The organism is Pseudoduganella lutea, from assembly GCF_004209755.1.
GTDB lineage: Bacteria > Pseudomonadota > Gammaproteobacteria > Burkholderiales > Burkholderiaceae_D > Rugamonas > Rugamonas lutea.
Window position 1 is genome coordinate 4,450,622 of record NZ_CP035913.1, and the last position, 18,406, is coordinate 4,469,027.

13 protein-coding genes and 1 pseudogene are annotated in these 18,406 nt (G+C 61.9%); 5 read left to right on the top strand and 9 right to left on the bottom strand.

Annotated elements, in window-relative coordinates; genetic code table 11:
* Positions 1–60: 60 nt before the first annotated feature.
* The 5 genes and pseudogenes from moeA to EWM63_RS18910 form a co-directional block, all read right to left on the bottom strand.
* Entirely contained in the window at positions 61–1,287 is a 1,227-nt protein-coding gene (gene moeA / locus EWM63_RS18895; protein WP_207221346.1) for a molybdopterin molybdotransferase MoeA, read from the bottom strand.
* A 42-nt stretch (positions 1,288–1,329) separates the two neighbouring features.
* Positions 1,330–1,892: pseudogene (gene mobA, locus EWM63_RS32080) on the bottom strand (molybdenum cofactor guanylyltransferase MobA); the annotation flags it as partial.
* A 129-nt stretch (positions 1,893–2,021) separates the two neighbouring features.
* Positions 2,022–3,134, bottom strand: coding sequence for a GTP 3',8-cyclase MoaA (moaA, locus tag EWM63_RS18900; RefSeq protein WP_130187915.1), 1,113 nt, complete (start codon positions 3,132–3,134; stop codon positions 2,022–2,024).
* A gap of 37 nt (positions 3,135–3,171) precedes the next feature.
* A complete protein-coding gene (gene chrA, locus EWM63_RS18905; protein WP_130187916.1) occupies positions 3,172–4,512 on the bottom strand; it encodes a chromate efflux transporter in 1,341 nt (446 codons plus the stop codon).
* 48 nt (positions 4,513–4,560) lie between these two features.
* A complete protein-coding gene (locus tag EWM63_RS18910; RefSeq protein ID WP_130187917.1) occupies positions 4,561–7,875 on the bottom strand; it encodes an Rne/Rng family ribonuclease in 3,315 nt (1,104 codons plus the stop codon).
* A gap of 583 nt (positions 7,876–8,458) precedes the next feature.
* On the opposite strand from EWM63_RS18910, the gene EWM63_RS18915 reads away from it, so the two are divergent.
* From EWM63_RS18915 to EWM63_RS18930, 4 genes are read left to right on the top strand one after another with little or no spacing between them, the layout of a single operon-like run.
* A complete protein-coding gene (locus EWM63_RS18915; RefSeq protein ID WP_130187918.1) occupies positions 8,459–9,481 on the top strand; it encodes an RluA family pseudouridine synthase in 1,023 nt (340 codons plus the stop codon).
* A gap of 35 nt (positions 9,482–9,516) precedes the next feature.
* On the top strand, positions 9,517–10,179 hold the full coding sequence (locus tag EWM63_RS18920) for an HAD-IIIA family hydrolase (protein WP_130187919.1): 663 nt from the start codon (positions 9,517–9,519) through the stop codon (positions 10,177–10,179).
* 56 nt (positions 10,180–10,235) lie between these two features.
* A complete protein-coding gene (locus EWM63_RS18925; RefSeq protein WP_229487377.1) occupies positions 10,236–10,610 on the top strand; it encodes a Rieske (2Fe-2S) protein in 375 nt (124 codons plus the stop codon).
* Positions 10,607–11,611 carry a S49 family peptidase gene (locus EWM63_RS18930; RefSeq protein ID WP_130187921.1) on the top strand — a complete coding sequence of 335 codons (1,005 nt, stop codon included), beginning with the start codon at positions 10,607–10,609 and terminating at the stop codon, positions 11,609–11,611. The genes EWM63_RS18925 and EWM63_RS18930 overlap by 4 nt, the downstream gene beginning before the upstream one ends.
* A 272-nt stretch (positions 11,612–11,883) precedes the next feature.
* Here the strand turns inward: EWM63_RS18930 and EWM63_RS18935 are convergent, their stop codons facing one another.
* Positions 11,884–12,096, bottom strand: coding sequence for a hypothetical protein (locus EWM63_RS18935; RefSeq protein ID WP_130187922.1), 213 nt, complete (start codon positions 12,094–12,096; stop codon positions 11,884–11,886).
* A 179-nt stretch (positions 12,097–12,275) separates the two neighbouring features.
* Between EWM63_RS18935 and EWM63_RS18940 the strand changes: the two genes are divergently transcribed.
* The gene (locus tag EWM63_RS18940) at positions 12,276–12,992 is read left to right on the top strand and encodes a pseudouridine synthase (protein WP_130187923.1); all 717 of its coding nucleotides are present in this window, start codon (positions 12,276–12,278) and stop codon (positions 12,990–12,992) included.
* Positions 12,993–13,147: 155 nt separating this feature from the next.
* On the opposite strand, the gene EWM63_RS18945 is transcribed toward EWM63_RS18940, so the two are convergent.
* From EWM63_RS18945 to EWM63_RS18955, 3 genes are all read right to left on the bottom strand, one after another.
* Positions 13,148–14,197 (bottom strand): polysaccharide pyruvyl transferase family protein, encoded by a 1,050-nt coding sequence (locus EWM63_RS18945; protein ID WP_165390865.1) that lies wholly within the window; start codon positions 14,195–14,197, stop codon positions 13,148–13,150.
* Positions 14,198–14,314: 117 nt separating this feature from the next.
* Positions 14,315–15,961, bottom strand: a complete 1,647-nt coding sequence (locus EWM63_RS18950; protein WP_130187925.1) for a glycosyltransferase family 4 protein — start codon at positions 15,959–15,961, stop codon at positions 14,315–14,317.
* A 1-nt stretch (position 15,962) separates the two neighbouring features.
* Entirely contained in the window at positions 15,963–18,368 is a 2,406-nt protein-coding gene (locus tag EWM63_RS18955) for a glycosyltransferase family 2 protein (RefSeq protein ID WP_130187926.1), read from the bottom strand.
* Positions 18,369–18,406: the final 38 nt, after the last annotated feature.

Below are 18,406 nucleotides of genomic sequence, written 5' to 3' on the forward strand. Positions count from 1 at the left end.
GGGGTTGGACAAGGGCCGGTGAACCGGCGCCGCTGCAAGGCCGCACGTGCTTGCCACGGGTCAGACCAGCCCCTCGAACAGCAGCACTTCCACCGGTTCACCCGCGGCCACGTTGCCGCGCTCGTCCGGCAGCACGACGATGCAGTTCGCTTCCGTCATCGAACGCAGGATGCCGGACCCCTGCGCGCCGGTAATCCGCACCTCGCGCTTGCCATCGGGCGCAATGGACAGCACCCCGCGCTGGAATTCGGTACGCCCCTGGCGCTTGCGGATCGGTTCGGCGGAGCACGCCTGTACCAGCAGGTCGGCCGGCGCATCGGCGCCCATCATGCGCAGCAGGGCGGGGCGGGCGAAGAAGTAGAACGACACCATCACGGCCACGGGATTGCCGGGAAGGCCGAACAGGAAGGCCTCGCGGCCATCGGCGCCGATGCGGCCGAACGCCATCGGCCGGCCGGGGCGCATGCCGATCGTCCAGAACGCCACGTCGCCCAGGCGCGCCATGATGTCGCGCGTGTAGTCGGCGGCGCCGGCCGACACGCCGCCGGAGGTGACGATGGCATCCGCGCTGTGGCATGCGTCGCGCAGCGCCGCTTCCAGCGCCGCCGGGTCGTCCTTCACGAGGCCCATGTCCACCAGCTCGCAGCCAAGGCGCGTGAGCATGCCGAACAGCGTGTAGCGGTTGCTGTCGTAGACGCAGCCTTGCGCCAGCGGTTCGCCGACCGAGCGCAATTCGTCGCCGGTGGAAAAGAACGCCACGCGCAACCGGCGCCGCACCGCCACTTCGGCAATGCCGAGCGAGGCGATCAGCCCCAGGTCGGCCGGGCGGATGAGCTTGCCGGCGACGAGTGCCGGGCGGCCCGCCATCAGGTCTTCGCCGGCCAGGCGGCGGTTGTCGCCGGTGCGCACGCTGCGCGGCGCGATCGTCACGCAGTCATCCTCGATGCCTTCCGCGCGCTCCTGCGGCAGCACCGTGTCGCAGCCGGCGGGCATGACCGCGCCCGTCATGATGCGCAGGCACTGGCCGGGGCCGGGGCGCAGGCCGGACGGGCGTCCGGCGAAATCGGTGCCGATCACCTTCAGCTTGGTCGGATGGTCGGGCGAAAGCTGGGCGCCGGCGAATGCAAAGCCATCCATCGCGGAATTGTCGTGTGCGGGCACGCTGATCGGCGAGATCACGTCCTCGGCCAGCACGCGGCCCAGCGCGGCGCGCAGCGCCACTTTCTCCACGCCGCGCACGGGCCGCACGAATCGTTCGATGACATCGCGCGCGCGCCGCACCGGCATCGCGCACGGATCGAGATCGCACGTGAGATCGTGCAGGCGTTGCGCGCGGTCTTCGCGCTGCAGCTCTTCCAGGGTGTTGATGTTGCGGAACGCCGCGGCATCGTTGAAGAGCACTTCGGCCACCTTCAAGCCCTCGTGCCATCCGCCCATCTTGCGCCCGCCCCCGCCAGATAGGCATCGAGCCGGGGCAGCACCGCCACTTTCATCAGCGCGAATACCGGGTGCGGCTGCTTGCGTGCCGCGCCGGCATCGTCCGCTTCCATCGTCACGGCGAACGCCACGTCGGCATCCTGCGCCAGCAGCGCCTCGCGCAGCCGCTGTACCAGGTCTTCCGGCAGGAACGGCGAATCGCACGGCACCGTCGTCAGCAACGGCGTGGTGCACTGGCGCAGGCCCGCCTGCAAGCCGGCCAATGGACCGGCGAAGCCTGTCAGCTCATCGGCAAGCACAGTCGCCGGCAAATGAGCGCCCAGTGCCGCATAGGTTTCGCGGCTGCGGTTGGCGCTGATCGCCACGCTGGCCACTTGCGGCGCAAGGCGCTGCAGCACGTGCGCCACCAGCGTCGTGCCCCGGAACGGTTGCAGGCCCTTGTCCACGTTGCCCATGCGGCTGCCGCGGCCGCCTGCAAGGACCAGGCCGCTGATGTCGTTGTCGCTCAACTCATTCTCCAGAATGTCTCCGCCACGCAGTCATCCACCACGCAGCTATCCACCACGCAGTTATCCACCACGCAGTTAACCACCAATGTAGGACATCTCGACCTTGCGCGCGGCACTGCCGGACAGCCCGTCCGTGTTGATGGTGCGCAGCTCGGAATAACGGTCGCCGCGCGCCTGCCACAGCGCGCCGACCGCGGCGGCCAGCTCCTCGTCGCTGTGCCCGTCACGCAGCAGGGCGCGCAGGTCGTGGCCCTGCGTGGCGAACAGGCAGGTGTACAACTTGCCTTCGGTGGACAGGCGCGCCCGCGTGCAGTCCCGGCAGAACGCCTGCGTGACGCTGGAAATGACGCCAACCTCGCCGCCGCCATCGGCATAGCGCCAGCGTGCCGCCGTCTCGCCCGTGTAGTTCGGGTCCACCTGCACCAGTGGCAGTTCGGCGTGGATCCGGCGAACGATCTCGGCCGATGGAATCACGTCTTTCATGTTCCAGCCGTTCGAGGCGCCCACGTCCATGAACTCGATGAAGCGCAGGATGTGCGGGGTGCCATGGAAATGCCGCGCCATCGGCAGGATTTCCTGTTCGTTGGTGCCGGCTTTGACCACCATGTTCACCTTGATCGGCCCCAGGCCGGCATCATGGGCGGCTTCGATACCTTCGAGCACGTCGGCAACGGCGAAGTCCACGTCGTTCATGGCGCGGAACGTGGCATCGTCGAGCGCGTCCAGCGACACGGTCACCCGTTGCAGGCCCGCGGCCTTCAGCGATTTCGCCTTGCGCGCGAGCAGCGAGCCATTCGTCGTCAGCGTGAGGTCGAGCGGCTTGCCGTCGACGGTGCGCAACGCGGTCAGCATTTCGATCAGCCGTTCGATATTCTTGCGCAGCAGCGGTTCGCCGCCGGTCAGCCGGATCTTCTCGACGCCGTGCGCGACGAACTGGCGCGCCAGGCGCGTGATTTCCTCGAACGTCAGCAGCGACGAGTGGGGCAGGTACTGGTAATCCTTGTCGAACACTTCCTTCGGCATGCAGTACACGCAGCGGAAGTTGCAGCGGTCGGTGATCGAGATGCGCAGGTCGCGAAGGGGCCGCGCCAGGCGGTCGCGCAATTCGCCGGTGGGTGCTTCAAACGCGGCGGGAATGGCCGGCGGCCGGCTGCGGCCGTCGTGGAGGAGGATGATCTTTTCGGTCATTGCAAAAGTGGTACCCGGTTCGCAGCAGTGAGCTGCTTTATCTGACTTGGCTAAACGCTACTAAAGCGTTGATTTCATTAGCGTAATGTAGCACGAGGCCGGCGATTGCACAGGCGCCGAGCAACTTTACGGGGCCGGTTTGCCAGCGCAGCAACGCCCAGGCCGCCACCGCGGCGATCGCCAGCGCCGCCCAGTCCCAGCGCCCGCCGGCGTGGAACACGTGCGCGCCGAAAAACACGGCCAGGCTGGCGATCACGCCGACCACGGCCGCCGAGATCGCTGTCAGCGGTGCCGTCATGCCGATATTGCCGCGCGTGGCTTCCACCAGCGGGCCGCCCGCCAGGATGAAGATGAACGATGGCACGAACGTAAACCATGCCGCCACCACCGCGCCAGCCACGCCGGACAGGGCCGGATCGCCCAGCACCAGGTGCCGCCAGCCGCCGACGAAGCCCACGAAGGCGTTCACCATGATCAGCGGGCCGGGCGTCGTTTCGCCCAGTGCCAGGCCGTCGATCATCTGGGCCGGCGTGAGCCAGCCATACGTTTCGACGCCGCCCTGGTAGACATACGGCAGCACCGCGTAGGCGCCGCCGAACGTCAGCAAGGCCGCCTTCGTGAAAAACCAGCCCATCTGCGCGAGCGGATTGTACAGGCCCGTGAGCGCGGCTACCGCCACCCAGCTGCCTGCCATGAGAGCAACACCCGCCAGGGACGCGCCCAGCAGCCTGCCCCATGTGAAACGGGCATGCGGTGGCGTCGGCGTGTCGTCGTCGATCACGGCGGGACCATGGTGGGCGATGGCCTTGCCATGGCCCGGCATGCCCGGCACGAACGCGGCCGGCCGCAACCGCCCGCCCAGCCAGCCCAGCACGGCGGCAGCCAGCACGACGGCGGGGAAGGGCACGTCTACCATGATGGCCAGGAACGCGGCACCGGCAAGGCTCGCCAGCCAGCCGTTGCGCAGCGTGCGCCGGCCGATGCGCCAGGTGGCCGCCAGCACCAGCGCGACCACGGCAGGCTTGATGCCGTACAGCACGGCCGCGACGGCGGGCAGGTGGCCGAACGCGAGGTAGATCCACGCCAGCCCGATCAGGATCAGCAGCGACGGCAGCACGAACAGCGTGCCGGCCAGGATGCCGCCACGCGCCCGGTGCAGCAGCCAGCCGATATAGACGGCCAACTGCGTGGCTTCCGGCCCCGGCAGCAGCATGCAATAGTTCAGTGCATGCAGGAACCGTTGCTCGGAAATCCAGCGCCGTCGCTCGACGAGCTCGGCATGCATCAGCGCGATCTGGCCGGCCGGGCCGCCAAAGCTGATGAACCCCAGCTTCAGCCAGTAGCGCAATGCGGTCGACAGGGAAGGGATTGGTGTCATGGGCGAAAAAAAAGGGAAGCCGCAGCTTCCCTTTTTGCTGGCTGAAGATCAGCGTCGGGTGTCCACCTGCACCAGCGGCTCGTCCGCCACCTGTGGCGCGGGCCTGCGGGTACGGCGCACCCGCGCAGGTGCCTCCTCGTGCGCGGCCGCTTCCTGCGCGGCACGCAGCTTGGCCGGGTCAGTCGCGGCCATCTGCAGGCCGGCGGCTGCCAGGATCGATTGCAGGTCCGTCGCCGCGGCGGCCGGCTGCGCCGGAGCTGGAGCAACAGATGCCGGAGCAGGTGCAGGCGCTTCCGCGGCGGCTTGCTGCGCGACCGGCGCGGCAACCGGGATCGCCTGGGTTGCCACGGCTTCGGCGGCAACCGCCTCGGCTGTAGCAATCTCGGCGGCGGCAGGCACGACCATGGCGGTTTCCGCCACCGGTGCCGTCTCGGCGGCGGCCGGCGTTTCGGCTGCCGGTGCCTCAGCTTGTGGTACTGGTTCGGCGGCTGGGGCCTGCACGATTTCCGCTTCGGCGGGTTCGACGGCCACTGGAGCGGCGGCGACTGTTACGGGCGCGAGCGTTTCCTCGGCCGGTGCCTGCACGATTTCCGCTTCGGCAGGTTCGACGGCAACCGTGACGGCTGGCGCTTCCGTTACCGGCGGCAGCGCTTCGGTGGCCGGCGCCTGGACGATTTCCGCTTCAGCAGGCTCGACAGCAACCGGCTGCGTTGCCGGCACGTCGGCCGTGGCGGCTTGCACTTCGGCCGCTGGCGCGCCCTGGACCGGCTCCGCTGCCACCGGTGCCTGCTCGACAGCGTCGATCGCGGCGGCGGCCACGGGCTCAGCGGGAGCCGGTGCTACCGGTGTGCCGGCGAATGCGGCAGCCTCTTCGCGCGCCGCGGCTTGCGCTTCCCCGGCAACGACCGTGGCGGTAATGGCCTTGATCGTGTCGCCTTCGGTTGCGCTGGTGCCGAACTCGTCGGCGGACTCGATACCGTCGATGCCTTCGCCACCCTCGCGCTCGCGGCGGTTACGGTTGCGGCCACCACGGCGGCGGCGGCGGCGCGGTTCATCGCCGCCTTCGCCCGCTTCCAGGTCTTCGCCTTCCGGCCCGGTGTTGGCAACCGACTTCACGAGGCTCGGCGCCTCGATGGCTGGGGCTGCGACCGGTGCAATGGTACCGGTGCCCGTGCCGACCGGGCCGACGCCGGTGGCGGCCAGCGCCAGTTCGTCGGCTTTGGCTTCGGCAGGCTGGGCTTTCGGTTCACGCGGCTCGCGCGGTTCGCGCGGCGGGCGCACTTCGCGGGGCTCACGCGGTTCACGCGGCGGGCGTTCCGCCCGTTCCGGGCGCTCGGCACGTTCACGCGGCGCCACGGCGCCTTCGGCCGTTTCCACTTTTTCGCCAGCCTTGTCGGCGAATTTCTCCAGCTTTTCACGCGGTTCGCGCGGTGGGCGCGGCGGGCGTGGCGGGCGTGCCTCCGTCACCGGCTTCGCTGCCTCGTCGCGGGCACCCGGTTCGCGTTCCTTCGGGCCGCGCGGATTGCGGCCACGCGGGGCACGGCCATTCTTGTCGGCGCGCTCGGCCGGTGCAACGGCCGGCTTCGTGACGATGGCCGGGGCCGTCGGCGGTGCCGGTTCTTCGGTCTTGCCCGTGAAGAACGACACCAGTTTGGCAAAGAAGCCTTTCTCGGCCGGGGCAGGGGCGGTGACCGGGGCCGGCGCCACCACCGGTTTTACCGCTTCCGGTGCCGGCGTGCGGTCCACGATCGGGGCCGGCTGGCTTGGCGTGATCGTCTTGACGACGGCTTCCTGGCGCGGCTTCTGCTCTTCCTTCTGGCGCTTGGCGAAGCCCATGTCGGTTTCCGCCTGCTCGGCCATCGTGTAGCTGGCGGCCATCTCTTCGAGGCGCGGGTCGTCGTGCTTGATGCGTTCGAGCTTGTAGTGCGGCGTGTCGAGGTGCTTGTTCGGCACCAGGATCACGGTAATGCGGTGGCGGTTCTCGATCTTGAGCACTTCGCCGCGCTTTTCGTTCAGCAGGAAGGCGGCCACGTCGACCGGCACCTGCACGTGGATCGCGGCGCTGTTTTCCTTCATCGCCTCTTCCTGGATGATGCGCAGCACCTGCAGGGCGGACGATTCGGTATCGCGGATGTGACCGGTGCCGGAGCAGCGCGGGCACGTCACGTGCGACCCTTCGGACAGCGAAGGGCGCAGGCGCTGGCGCGACAGTTCCATCAGGCCGAAGCGCGAAATCTTGCCCATCTGGACGCGCGCACGGTCGTGGTGCAGCGCATCCTTCAGGCGCTGTTCCACTTCGCGCTGGTTCTTCGACACTTCCATGTCGATGAAGTCGATGACGATCAGGCCACCCAGGTCGCGCAGGCGCAGCTGGCGGGCCACTTCCTCGGCCGCTTCGCAGTTGGTGTGGAAGGCAGTGGTCTCGATGTCGGAGCCGCGGGTGGCGCGGGCCGAGTTGACGTCCACGGACACCAGTGCTTCGGTGTGGTCGATCACGATGGCGCCGCCGGAAGGCAGCGGCACGGTGCGGCTGTAGGCCGTTTCGATCTGGTGTTCGATCTGGAAACGCGAGAACAGCGGCACGTCGTCGCTGTAGCGCTTCACGCGATGCACCATGTCGGGCATCACGTGGCTCATGAACTGGTGCGCCTGTTCGTAGATCTCGTCCGTATCGATCAGGATCTCGCCGATATCCGGCTGGTAGTAATCGCGGATGGCGCGGATCACGAGCGACGATTCCTGGTAGATCAGGAAGGCGCCCGATGCGGATTTCGACGCGCCTTCGATCGCGCGCCACAGCTGCATCAGGTAATTCAGGTCCCACTGCAGTTCATCGACATTGCGGCCGATGCCGGCGGTGCGGGCAATCACGGACATGCCCTGCGGCAAATCGAGCTTGTCCATCGTTTCGCGCAGTTCCTGGCGCTCTTCGCCCTCGACACGGCGCGATACGCCGCCGCCGCGCGGGTTGTTCGGCATCAGCACCAGGTAGCGGCCGGCCAGCGAGATGAACGAGGTGAGGGCGGCGCCCTTGTTGCCGCGCTCTTCCTTCTCTACCTGGACAACGATCTCCTGGCCCTCGCGCAGCGCTTCCTTGATGGTGGCGTTGCGCACGTCGCAGCCTTCACGGAAGTAGCTGCGGGCCACTTCCTTGAACGGCAGGAAACCGTGGCGGTCTTCGCCGTAGCTGACGAAGCAGGCTTCCAGCGATGGCTCGATCCGGGTAATGACGCCTTTGTAGATGTTGGACTTGCGCTGCTCGCGTCCAGCGGTTTCGATGTCGATGTCGATCAGTTTCTGGCCATCGACAATGGCTACGCGCAGCTCTTCCTGCTGCGTAGCGTTGAACAACATGCGTTTCATTTTTTATTTGACTCCGCGACCCTTCGGCCGAGTTAAGCCGCTCGTGAGAGCGGCAACCGTACAAGGATATACGCGGGAATTAAGGAGGCTGCGGGGAAATGCCTCGTCGTGCGGCAGCGCGCAGGCGCAGCTGCCACAGTGGGCGCATGATGCTGATCGTCATGCCGAGTTCGCACCACCTGCAACTCATCCTGTCCGGCCCCATCACTGTGGTGGGGCCGCGGAGAATGCGGGCGTGCGCAATTGGTCGAGCCGGCCATCTTGTGTGGTGCCCGGCGAAAACGGCAAGCGTTATCAGCTTCATCAACCGGCAAGCAACGACTCTGTGCTTGCTTGCCGGATTTATCCTAACGATCCAGCCAATCTAATTCCAACATCCGTCCACCAACCCGATGACAACAGTGGTTGCCACCCTGATCCGTGCCCGTATGTGCGTATACGTTTATTTCCGCTGAATTAGCATTTAAGCGAGGCCAGCGGACGCGCCCCTGTGTAAAATCGTGGTTTTCTTCTTACACTGCAACAGCAAGAGAGCACTGTTTCAAGTGCCAAATTGCCACGGCGAATTGATTATATATTCAAAATGAAGGACTTAGAGAGATTTTCTGGGAAGACAACCCAAAAGCCCCGGCAAAGCGCCGCGGCGTCTTCCCCACAAACAGTCCTGCCCCAAGCACAATTCGTGACGATCGGCGAAGAAGAGGCCGGACAGCGTATTGATAACTACTTGTTGCGTGTTTGCAAAGGTGTGCCGAAGAGTCACGTCTATCGCATCCTGCGGTCCGGTGAAGTGCGTGTGAACAAGGGCCGGATCGACCAGTTGTACCGTCTGGTGGCGGGTGACATTGTGCGTATTCCGCCTGTACGTATGGCGGAGAAGCCGGACAATGTGGTGCCTGCCGCCGAATTTCCCATCATTTACGAGGATGCGCACCTGCTCGTGATCGACAAGCCGGCCGGCGTGGCCGTGCATGGCGGTTCCGGTGTGTCGTTCGGCGTGATCGAGCAGTTGCGCTCCGCCCGCCCCGATGCAAAATTCCTCGAACTGGTGCACCGGCTGGACCGGGAAACCTCGGGGCTGCTGCTGCTGGCGAAAAAACGCTCCGCGCTGACCAGCCTGCATGAGCAGATGCGCGACGGCGAGACGGACAAGCGTTACCTCGTGCTGGCCACCGGCGACTGGAAAAACAAGCGCCAGCATGTAAAAGCGCCATTGCACAAATACACCACGGGCGATGGCGAGCGCCGGGTCGCAGTCATGGAAACCGGCATGCCTTCGCATACCGTCTTCACGCTGCTGAGAAAATACAAGGACTTCGCGCTGCTCGAGGCGGAGTTGAAGACCGGCCGCACGCACCAGATCCGTGTGCACCTGCAGTCGACCGGCTTTCCGATTGCCGGCGACGACAAATATGGCGACTTTGCCCAGAACAAGGCGCTGCAGAAGCGGCCCGTGCCACTGAAGCGCATGTTCCTGCATGCCCACCAGATTACCTTCCGCCATCCCGACAGCGGGAAAATCATGACGCTGAACGCGCCCCTTGCCCCCGAATGCGAAAAATTCTTGGTAAGCTTGGGCCAACCCGATAACTCTGCTCTGCAATAGCGGATACAAAACTGGAGCCGGCGTCGCCGGAGCACATGGCAAGAAAGCAATTTGACCTGATCGTTTTCGATTGGGACGGCACCTTGATGGACAGTACTGCAACCATCGTGAAAAGCATCCAGTCGGCGGCCAGGGACCTGGGCCTGCCGATTCCATCGCGCGATGCCGCGTCGCACGTGATTGGCCTGGGCCTGTCGGAAGCCATGCAGAAGGTGCTCGGTCCCGACGTGGATCCGAAATATTACCCGCGCATGGTCGAACGCTATCGGTATCACTATTTGACAAAGGACCATGAGTTGACGCTGTTCGACGGCGTGCCCGAACTGCTGGCAGAATTGACGCAGCAGGGATACTTCCTGGCGGTGGCCACCGGCAAGAGCCGCGTGGGCCTGAATCGCGCACTGGACGCGGCCAAGCTGCTGTCGACATTCCATGCCACCCGCTGCGCGGATGAAACGTTCTCGAAGCCGCACCCGGCGATGCTGCAGGAGCTGACGCGTGAATTGGGCCAGGACCTGCGCCGCACCGTGATGATCGGCGATACCACGCACGACCTGATGATGGCGCAAAACGCCGGTTCGGCCGGCATCGCCGTCGAATACGGCGCCCACCCGGTCGACCAGCTGCACGCATGCCGGCCCGTATTTTCCGCGAAGAACGTGCCGGAACTGCATGCCTGGCTGAGTGCCAATGCCTGAGGTCCGACGCGTGAGGTCCAATGCATGAAGCAGGCCCAAGGGGAAACAAACACGCTGTGAGCAACGATATCCTGATCTGCGCAGCCGATGCGGTGCCGGACGGCGGCAAGGGCATTCGGTTTGCCGTGCTGGCCGGCGGTGAACCGGCCACGGCGTTCGTCATCCGGCATGGCGGTACTGCCTACGCATACCTGAACCGGTGCGCGCACGTGCCTATCGAGCTGGACTGGAACGAAGGCGAGTTCTTTGAATCCAGCGGCCTGTACCTGATGTGCTCCACACATGGTGCCGTGTACATTCCCAGCAGTGGCCAATGCGCTGGCGGCCCGTGCCGCGGTGGCCGGCTGCGGCCCGTGGCGCTGGCCGAGCGCGACGGCAACCTGTACTGGCAACCGGACGACTACATCCGCCCTCCAACAACAGTTCTATGAGTAACGACAACCAAGAAACGCCGGGCAGCCTGCCGCCCGAACCGCTCCGCCCGGACACGCCGCCCATCAAATGGGAACGCGAAGTCCTTGAGAAGCTCGTGTTCGCCACGATCAAGGAGCAGCGCGCCAACCGGCGGTGGAGCATCTTCTACAAAGTGGCGATGCTGCTGCTCGTGTTCTTTGCGATCGCCAGCTACTTCGAGGTCAACCTTCTTGGCAGCGAAGGCGACGTGGGGCGCCACACCGCGCTGGTCGAGATCGAGGGCGATATCGAAGCGCAGGGTAGCGGCGCGGCCTCCGTTGTCATTCCCGCATTGAACAAGGCGTTCTCGGACGATGGCTCCGTCGCGGTGGTGCTGCATATCAACAGCCCGGGCGGCAGCCCGGTGCAAGCCGGCATGATCGTCGACGAGATCCGCCGCCTGCGCCAGGGTTACCCGGAAAAACCGCTGTACGTGGTGGTGGACGAGATCTGCGCGTCGGGCGGCTACTATATCGCTTCCGCAGCGGACAAGATCTATGTCAACAAGGCCAGCATCATCGGCTCGATCGGCGTGCTCATGGATGGCTTCGGTTTCACGGGCACGATGGAAAAGCTGGGTGTCGAGCGCCGCCTGATCACGGCGGGCGCCAACAAGGGCTTCATGGATCCGTTCAGCCCGCAATCGGACAAGCAGAAACAGCACGCTCAGGCAATGCTGAACGAAATCCACGAACAATTCATTGAAACCGTGCGCGCGGGCCGCGGCAAGCGGTTGCAGGAAACCCCGGAAACCTTTTCCGGTTCGTTCTGGACAGGTGCGCGGGCCATCGACATGGGCCTGGCCGATGAACTGGGCAGCGTGGACAGCGTGGCGCGCGACGTGGTCAAGGCCGAGGACATCATCGATTACACCCAGCACGAAGGCTTGCCGGAGCGGGTGCTGAAGAAGTTCGGCGCCGCGGTGGGCAGTGGCGCGGTCAAGGCCGCGGTAGAAGCCGGCGTGCCGGTCATCAAGTGAGCTCAGTGATGATGAGCCGTTTCAAACAAAAGCGATCGGGCGCTTGAAAACGACTGCAGATAGGTTATAGTAGTCCTGTAGTTATTGAACGGAGGGCGCAATCTTAAAAGCACTCAACATTCGATCGCGCGGTCGTTATCCGTATCACCTCGCGTACTAGACTATCTATCGCATCAGCGAATTGAGAGAATTAAATTCCTCACTGGTCCCTTCCGGGGGCTGGAAAACAGCGGCCCCTGGCTGCTGTTTTCGTTTCGCGCCTTGCTTGTTCGTCACGTGTTTTGGCGCCGCACCGCTTCGATCTCGCTTTGGAAGCCGCCTGCACCCAGCCAGTCGTGAAAGCCTTGCGTAGTTGCCGCGAACCAGCGGTTCTGCGGCATCACTACCGGTTCGGCGCCGGTTCGGCAGCGGGAGATCAACAGTTCGGTGGCAAACCGGCCCGCGGCGTTGCGGGAAGTGGCAGAGCGGCATTCAGCGGTGATCATTACGGCCTCCAGGTGATCGTATCGGGATCTCGGATACTTTCTTAACGATAGGGTAGGAAGATTGGCTGCGGTTCAGCAGATTCCTACATGCGTTTCAGTGTATCAACGACAAAGATTCCCTACTTGATTTTTCTCAACTACCGAATGATCGTTCCTTGCGATCCGGTAGAATGCCGCCCATGAGCAAACTATCGCTGGATCGCATCCTCCAATCCCAGGGCTTTGGCACCCGCAAATATTGCCGCACACTGATCGAGGACGGCGAAGTGGCCGTCAACGGCACCGTCATCGACAATTACAAGTCCACCATCGACACCGATGGGCTCGTTCTCACCGTCTTCGATGAGGAATGGCGTTACCGCCAGCATGTGTACATTGCCCTGTACAAGCCGACCGGATACGAATGCTCCCGGAAGCCGAGTCACCACCCTGGCGTACTCAAGTTGCTGCCCGAGCAATTCACGTGGCGCGACGTGCAGCCGGTCGGCCGCCTCGACCATGACACCACCGGCCTGCTGCTGATCTCCGACGACGGCCCGTTCATCCATGCCCAGTCCTCGCCGAAACGCCACGTGCCGAAGGTGTATCAGGCCACGACGGCCGAACCGGTGACGGATGCGCTGGTGGCGCAGATGCTGTCCGGCGTGCAGTTGCACGACGAACCTGCGCCGCTGGCCGCGCTCGTGTGTGCACCAAAAGGCGAGCACCAGCTGGAAATCGTGCTGGAGCAGGGCAAATATCACCAGGTCAAGCGGATGCTGGCTGCCGCCGGGAATCATTGCAACGCGCTGCACCGGTCGGCCATTGGCGGCTTGCAGTTGGCCGACCTGGGATTGAAGGAAGGGGAGTGGTGCTATCTGGAGGAAGAGCAGCTGGGGTTGCTGGCGGCGGGGTGAGCATGCGCCGGCACGCCCTCTCTTTGCCTGGCAAGGATTGCAGCTGGAAAATGCGATTTTCGGGACATGCGGCTCCCGGCCCGGGATAGCCGATTATCGCGGGGGCTGGCTCCGGGCAGTTCGCTGCATCATCGACGGGAGCCAGGCAAATCTGCTCAGTCTGCCTCTGTCATCCGGTGCCCGATTTTGTTGTCGTTCAGGAAATTCACGAAGTTGTTATAGCGCGCGTTGAATTGTCGATTGAAAGCCGAAAAAGACACTTCGCCCAGGAATTTCTCGACATCGAAATCTTCGGTCACCGCATCCTCGAACAGCACGGGAATCGAGAAAAATTCCGCCAGTTCGGCAGTTCGTGAATCATACGCGACGAATACCGCAGGCCGCCCCATGGCCAGTGCGGTGATGTTGCCGTGCAGCCGCGTGCCGAAATTCATGTCTGAATTTCGCGAATACTCATAGTATTCGTTCCCTGTTTCAAAGCAGACTGCATTCCGGATGAAATCATCCGTGAACCCCTGGTCATCTTCGAGCCAACCTATTTCTTTCAGCTCGTTGATGCCGCTTTCCTGGTCCATTTTGTAGACTATCTTTGTCTCGGCAGAAATGCCTTGAGTAAGATATTTGAGATGGTAACCGCTGGAGCGAAGCTTCTGGATCAATCTTACCTGCATTGCCCGGGAGTTCCGGTCGTCTCTTGTATAAAGTCCACCGAGGTAAGGATGCGTGGTGAACGAGAGATTGCGGTGGGATTGAGGCAGGTAACGTATTCTCACATGCGGATTTCGTTCTCGAAAAATGCTCGGGCAGCCAATGGTCTGCACATTGTCAATGCCAAGCTCATTCAGCAGTCTTTTACTATGATCGCCACGGACACCTATCGAGTGCACGGACTTTGCTGAAATTTCTTTCAATGCGGCGACGGTATCGGGGTGGAGTTCGATGGTGCTATCCATGCTCGGGGCTTGCGCGCCAATACCGAAAGCAAGAATGGGAATCTCTATGCGCTGAAAGAAGGGCAACCATTGACGAAGCGGCCCGTCATCGCGAATGTAGTTTGATCCGCGAATGATGACGTAATCGAAATTGCGGTTGTAGTAATCATAAAGCTCGTCGCTGACAGCGGAGATATCGGGGACTTCTTCCATGTAGTCATAGTCCAGAAGGCGCAGTGTCGATTCATGCACGAACAGGTCGCCGCGATTCATGTCCTCCGTGAACGAGTGCCAAACCTTTCGCCGGACGACCGGTTCGCCTTCGCTTTGCTCCACAATGCCCGAAGGCCAAAGAATTAGAATTTTCATATTTTGGATTAATGGGTGATTCTAAAGTTCCGACAACACGGCGACATCGTCACCGGTACTTCCTGGAAAATAATGGCTGGCCTGCAAAGCCAGATCGAAGTTTTCGTCGTTGTGCCGCCGGCGAACATATGCCTGGCCACGCAAACGCAGCTGTTCTGCCTCCGACGGATGCTGGATAATCCATTGCAAGGCGTCGATATACGCCTGGGGTGAACTGATATCCTTCACGATCATGCAGTGGTCGACACCAAGATCGGCTCGGATCCCGCCTATATCCGGCGCGACGACGGTCATTCCTGCCCACAGCATCTCGAGCAGGATGTTCGGCAGCCCATCCCACAATGAGGTGTACAGGAAGCAGCGGTATTGCTCGCGTGTCAGTTCCGACGGGCTGGAGAACGGACCCTTGTATACGATATTCGGGACCGACTGCAGGCGTTGGACAATTGCGTCGCCATGTTCGACGACAGCCGATCCAAATACATCGAACGTCACGAACGGCATGCGCTTGGCGATCTCGATCAGGATTTCCGGCTGCTTCTGGCGATCGAGGCGGCTGGCCCACAGTACTTTCCTGGAGAGATGGGGGTAAGGTTTCGCCAGTGGACGGTGGCTTACGGGATGCGGCAGGACGTGAATGATCCCTGGATCGATTCCGATATCGTCTGCAAGATGGTTCTTGAAGGTCGTATTGTCCGTGTAGATACCTGCTACGCCATGCACGCATTGGCGGATAAAACGCGCATAACCTACCGGTTCGTCGATATCCGTGTAATCGTAGCAGTACAGCGATACATAGATTTCCGCCAGCGATTTCATCGGCCGCGTAAAACGCTTCAACGCTTCCCAGGCAGCATGGCTGTTGATGATATGGACCTTGGCAGGTCCCAGCGCACTGATCAGGTGATAAACGATCTGTGCCTGGCAATACAGGTTTGCTTCACTGAACAATTCGCCAAACGGTACGACATCGACGTCCGCTGGAAGCCGGTGCAGCCATTCGGAGTCCGTGTTTTCCGTCAGAAAAACAACCGTACGCAGGCCACGAGCACTTAGCGAGGCAATGTGATACAGGCTTGCTAGGTCGGCGCCACCTTTTTTCAACCATGGCAAGAAAAATGCAAAATCATAGTCTTGCTGGCGCAGGTACCCCTTGACCTTACCCATGCCTTCGGCCCACGTGATCTTGGACAGCGGCGTGTAATGCAATGGCGCTGGAAATGGCATGAAATCGAGCCCGGGCTCGTATTCGGAATGCTTGTGCATTTCCTCCGATATCCACGGTTCCAGCTCCGTTCGGTCCAGAAATTCTTGCAATACATCTTCGAGGCCGGTAGGGCGGCCTTCGCGTCGACCGGCATTCTGGTAATGCCATGTAGCAGTCAGGCCGTGCAGTGCCAGCGCGGACTTCAAGCCTGGATTCGCCCGCAGGTAAAGCTCGTCAGACCATGGCCAGGGTTCTCTCTTCGTTACCTGCGATCTGGTTGCCGCCTCGCGTCCTTCCCACAACCCGTTGGCAATGAAATGCGCATAACCATTCGCGAAACCGCCATTCTTGACGGCCTCCGCAACGTCGGCATACCTGGCCAGGTAAGCGGCGTCGTCCCAGTTTGGAGGAACCTCATCGCTGAGCGACATCACGTGTTTGCTTGGGTATTGTTCATTCATATCAATTATGTACAGAGGACACGCCGACTGCTTTCGATTTCGAACGCCCGAATATCAGCTGGCGAGCGAAGCTGGAGGGGCGCACGATCGCGCTGCCCGATGCGGAACGCAGGTTGAGGCTGCCGGTGGGTTTGAGGCGAACGAAATGGGCCGTCCGTGGTACCGGTCTGTGCTTGATTCCTTTCGCTACCGTATCCATGTTCCAATGCCAGTCTTCATAGCCATGCCCGTCGTCGATGCCATTATCGTGGACAGGATTTTCGAGGTAGATGGACCGATGACCGAAAGACAGGGAAGTCCAATAATTCTCGAGAAGAAGGCCTGCAATGCCGGAAGGATCGAGCGTGGCGGGGTCCGGGTGGCGAAATGCTCGATGATGCGCCCCGAAATAAATGTTGACTTCGGGGTGGTAGATCGCTGCTTTTCCGGGAGCTTCCGACCTGGCGTGAGAAAACGCTTCAGCAATCCAGTTTTCGGAATATAAATCGTCACCGTCCAGCAAGGCAATATAAGTTCCTGTACTGCGATCGATGCCGTTTCGCCGAGAGCTGCCGAGGTCTCCGTTGCTGACCTCGATAATGGTGACTGGCAGCGCCGAAAAGAAGTTTTTCTGAGCCTCGGCAGTCAGGCGGCGCGTCTCGCCGTCGGCATTGTCGAGCACGATGACGAGTTCACAATGCAGGCCCTGATGCTGAGCAAACTCCATCATTCGTGCAATCGAGGTGAAGGTCGGCATGACGATCGCACCTTCCCTGTGCAGGTTCAGGATGCAGCTGACATCCACCGTCTGGTTGTCGTAATCTGCCGCCAGCGTCAACTTGTCCGGCGTCGATGGCGAAGGCTTTCTCTGGGCGGAGCGGACGTGAGAAATCAGCAGTTCGATATAACTGAGCTTGGCAGGGACCATCAGGATTTCAGTACCCGATACCGAATACATGGCGCTTGCATACTTGAAACTATCGAGATCGGTAACGGCGAGATACGTGTAGCTGAATTTTGTCTGGTTCAGGTCGGCCATGAGACGGCGATCCCAGAATGCCGCCTGGATGTCATGCAGCGGAGCCAGCATGTAGCGAACCGAAGGAATATCCTGATGACCGAGGAACTGGCGACGAGCGCCGCAAAAATAGTCCACGTATTCCGAATTGACATTGATAATGGCTGCCGGCCGGTAGTTGGACAGGAAGTTGCCCAACGCCTGATCGAGCAGGTAGGCAATATCGCCACATTCGCGCAGGACCATCTTGTAATTGAAATAGCAGACATCGCCCTCCTGGCGCACCAGTTGTTGGGCAGTCAGGGCATCGCCGCACAGTACCAACAACCGGTGCCCGTCGCGGGCAGCCCTGCGCAGGCCAAGTTGCAGGTGGCCGGCGCGATCACTGGTCATGTTTTCACAATCGATTGCAACGATCGAATAGTTGCCACCGCAAAAAGCGGCGGCCCTGCCGAAAAGATAGCTGGCGCCGACATTGATATCGGGCGTTTCACATTTCAGATCACTGGCCACTCGAAGTAATTCGAAGATATCGTTGTCGTAGCGGGTAGCGGCTTTCGCCTCCGCATACAACCACGCCGGCAATTCATCCGCGTAACGAATGCGGTTCTTGATGTGTAGCAGTTGCGCATCGCACCGATCATCCAGGCCGGCGAAATCGGCGTAGCTGTCGATGATCGCAGGGTCCCGGAAGAGCGCCGTGGGCTGCAGCACGAGCCCTGCGATAGTGCCCAATGTCGGGCGTGCAGGATCGCGTCGATAGAAATATACCGTTCCGGGCACAAGGTCGCGCTCGATGCCCTGCGCCAGCGTCTCGCAGCTCCAATGCCAGTCTTCCGAGCCGAATCCCTTGCTGTGATCGTAGGGCGTGATCGGGACCCTGGTGAAAATCGATGAGTGGGCAAAAAGATTGTTACAAAAATGCCAGGATGTCGCCAGGTGCAGAGGGTGAAATATTGGGTCGTCGCTTCTCAGCTGTGCGCGGACGAAAGACGAATCGACGCCGAATCCGGCAAACAGCTCGGTATGGTAAATGCAGTTCCTGTTGTCCGTGCGTTGCGCGTGTTGATAAGCCAGCGCCGGCCATTTTTCCTGCCAGATATCGTCGCCATCGAGGAAACAGTAATATTCACCCTTTGCACGCATGATGGCGTGTTGCCGCGCACTGCCCAAATTGCCGTATTCGACGTACTCGATAACGTCGATTTGCTGATCGAATCGTGAAATGACCGAGCGGGTTGCCGGGTCGACCTTGTCGCCTATGACGATGATTTCGCAGCTGATGTTGATGTTACGACAGAACACCGCCGCGGCGATTACGCTGCGCAGGGCCGGCATCAGCAACAGCTCCTCGCGGTGCGCATTGACGATAAATGAAAGGTTGGGGGCGGGAAGGGCGGCGTTATTCAAAGTCGTTTCTCCGAGAACTCAAGCATACCGTTGGCAAG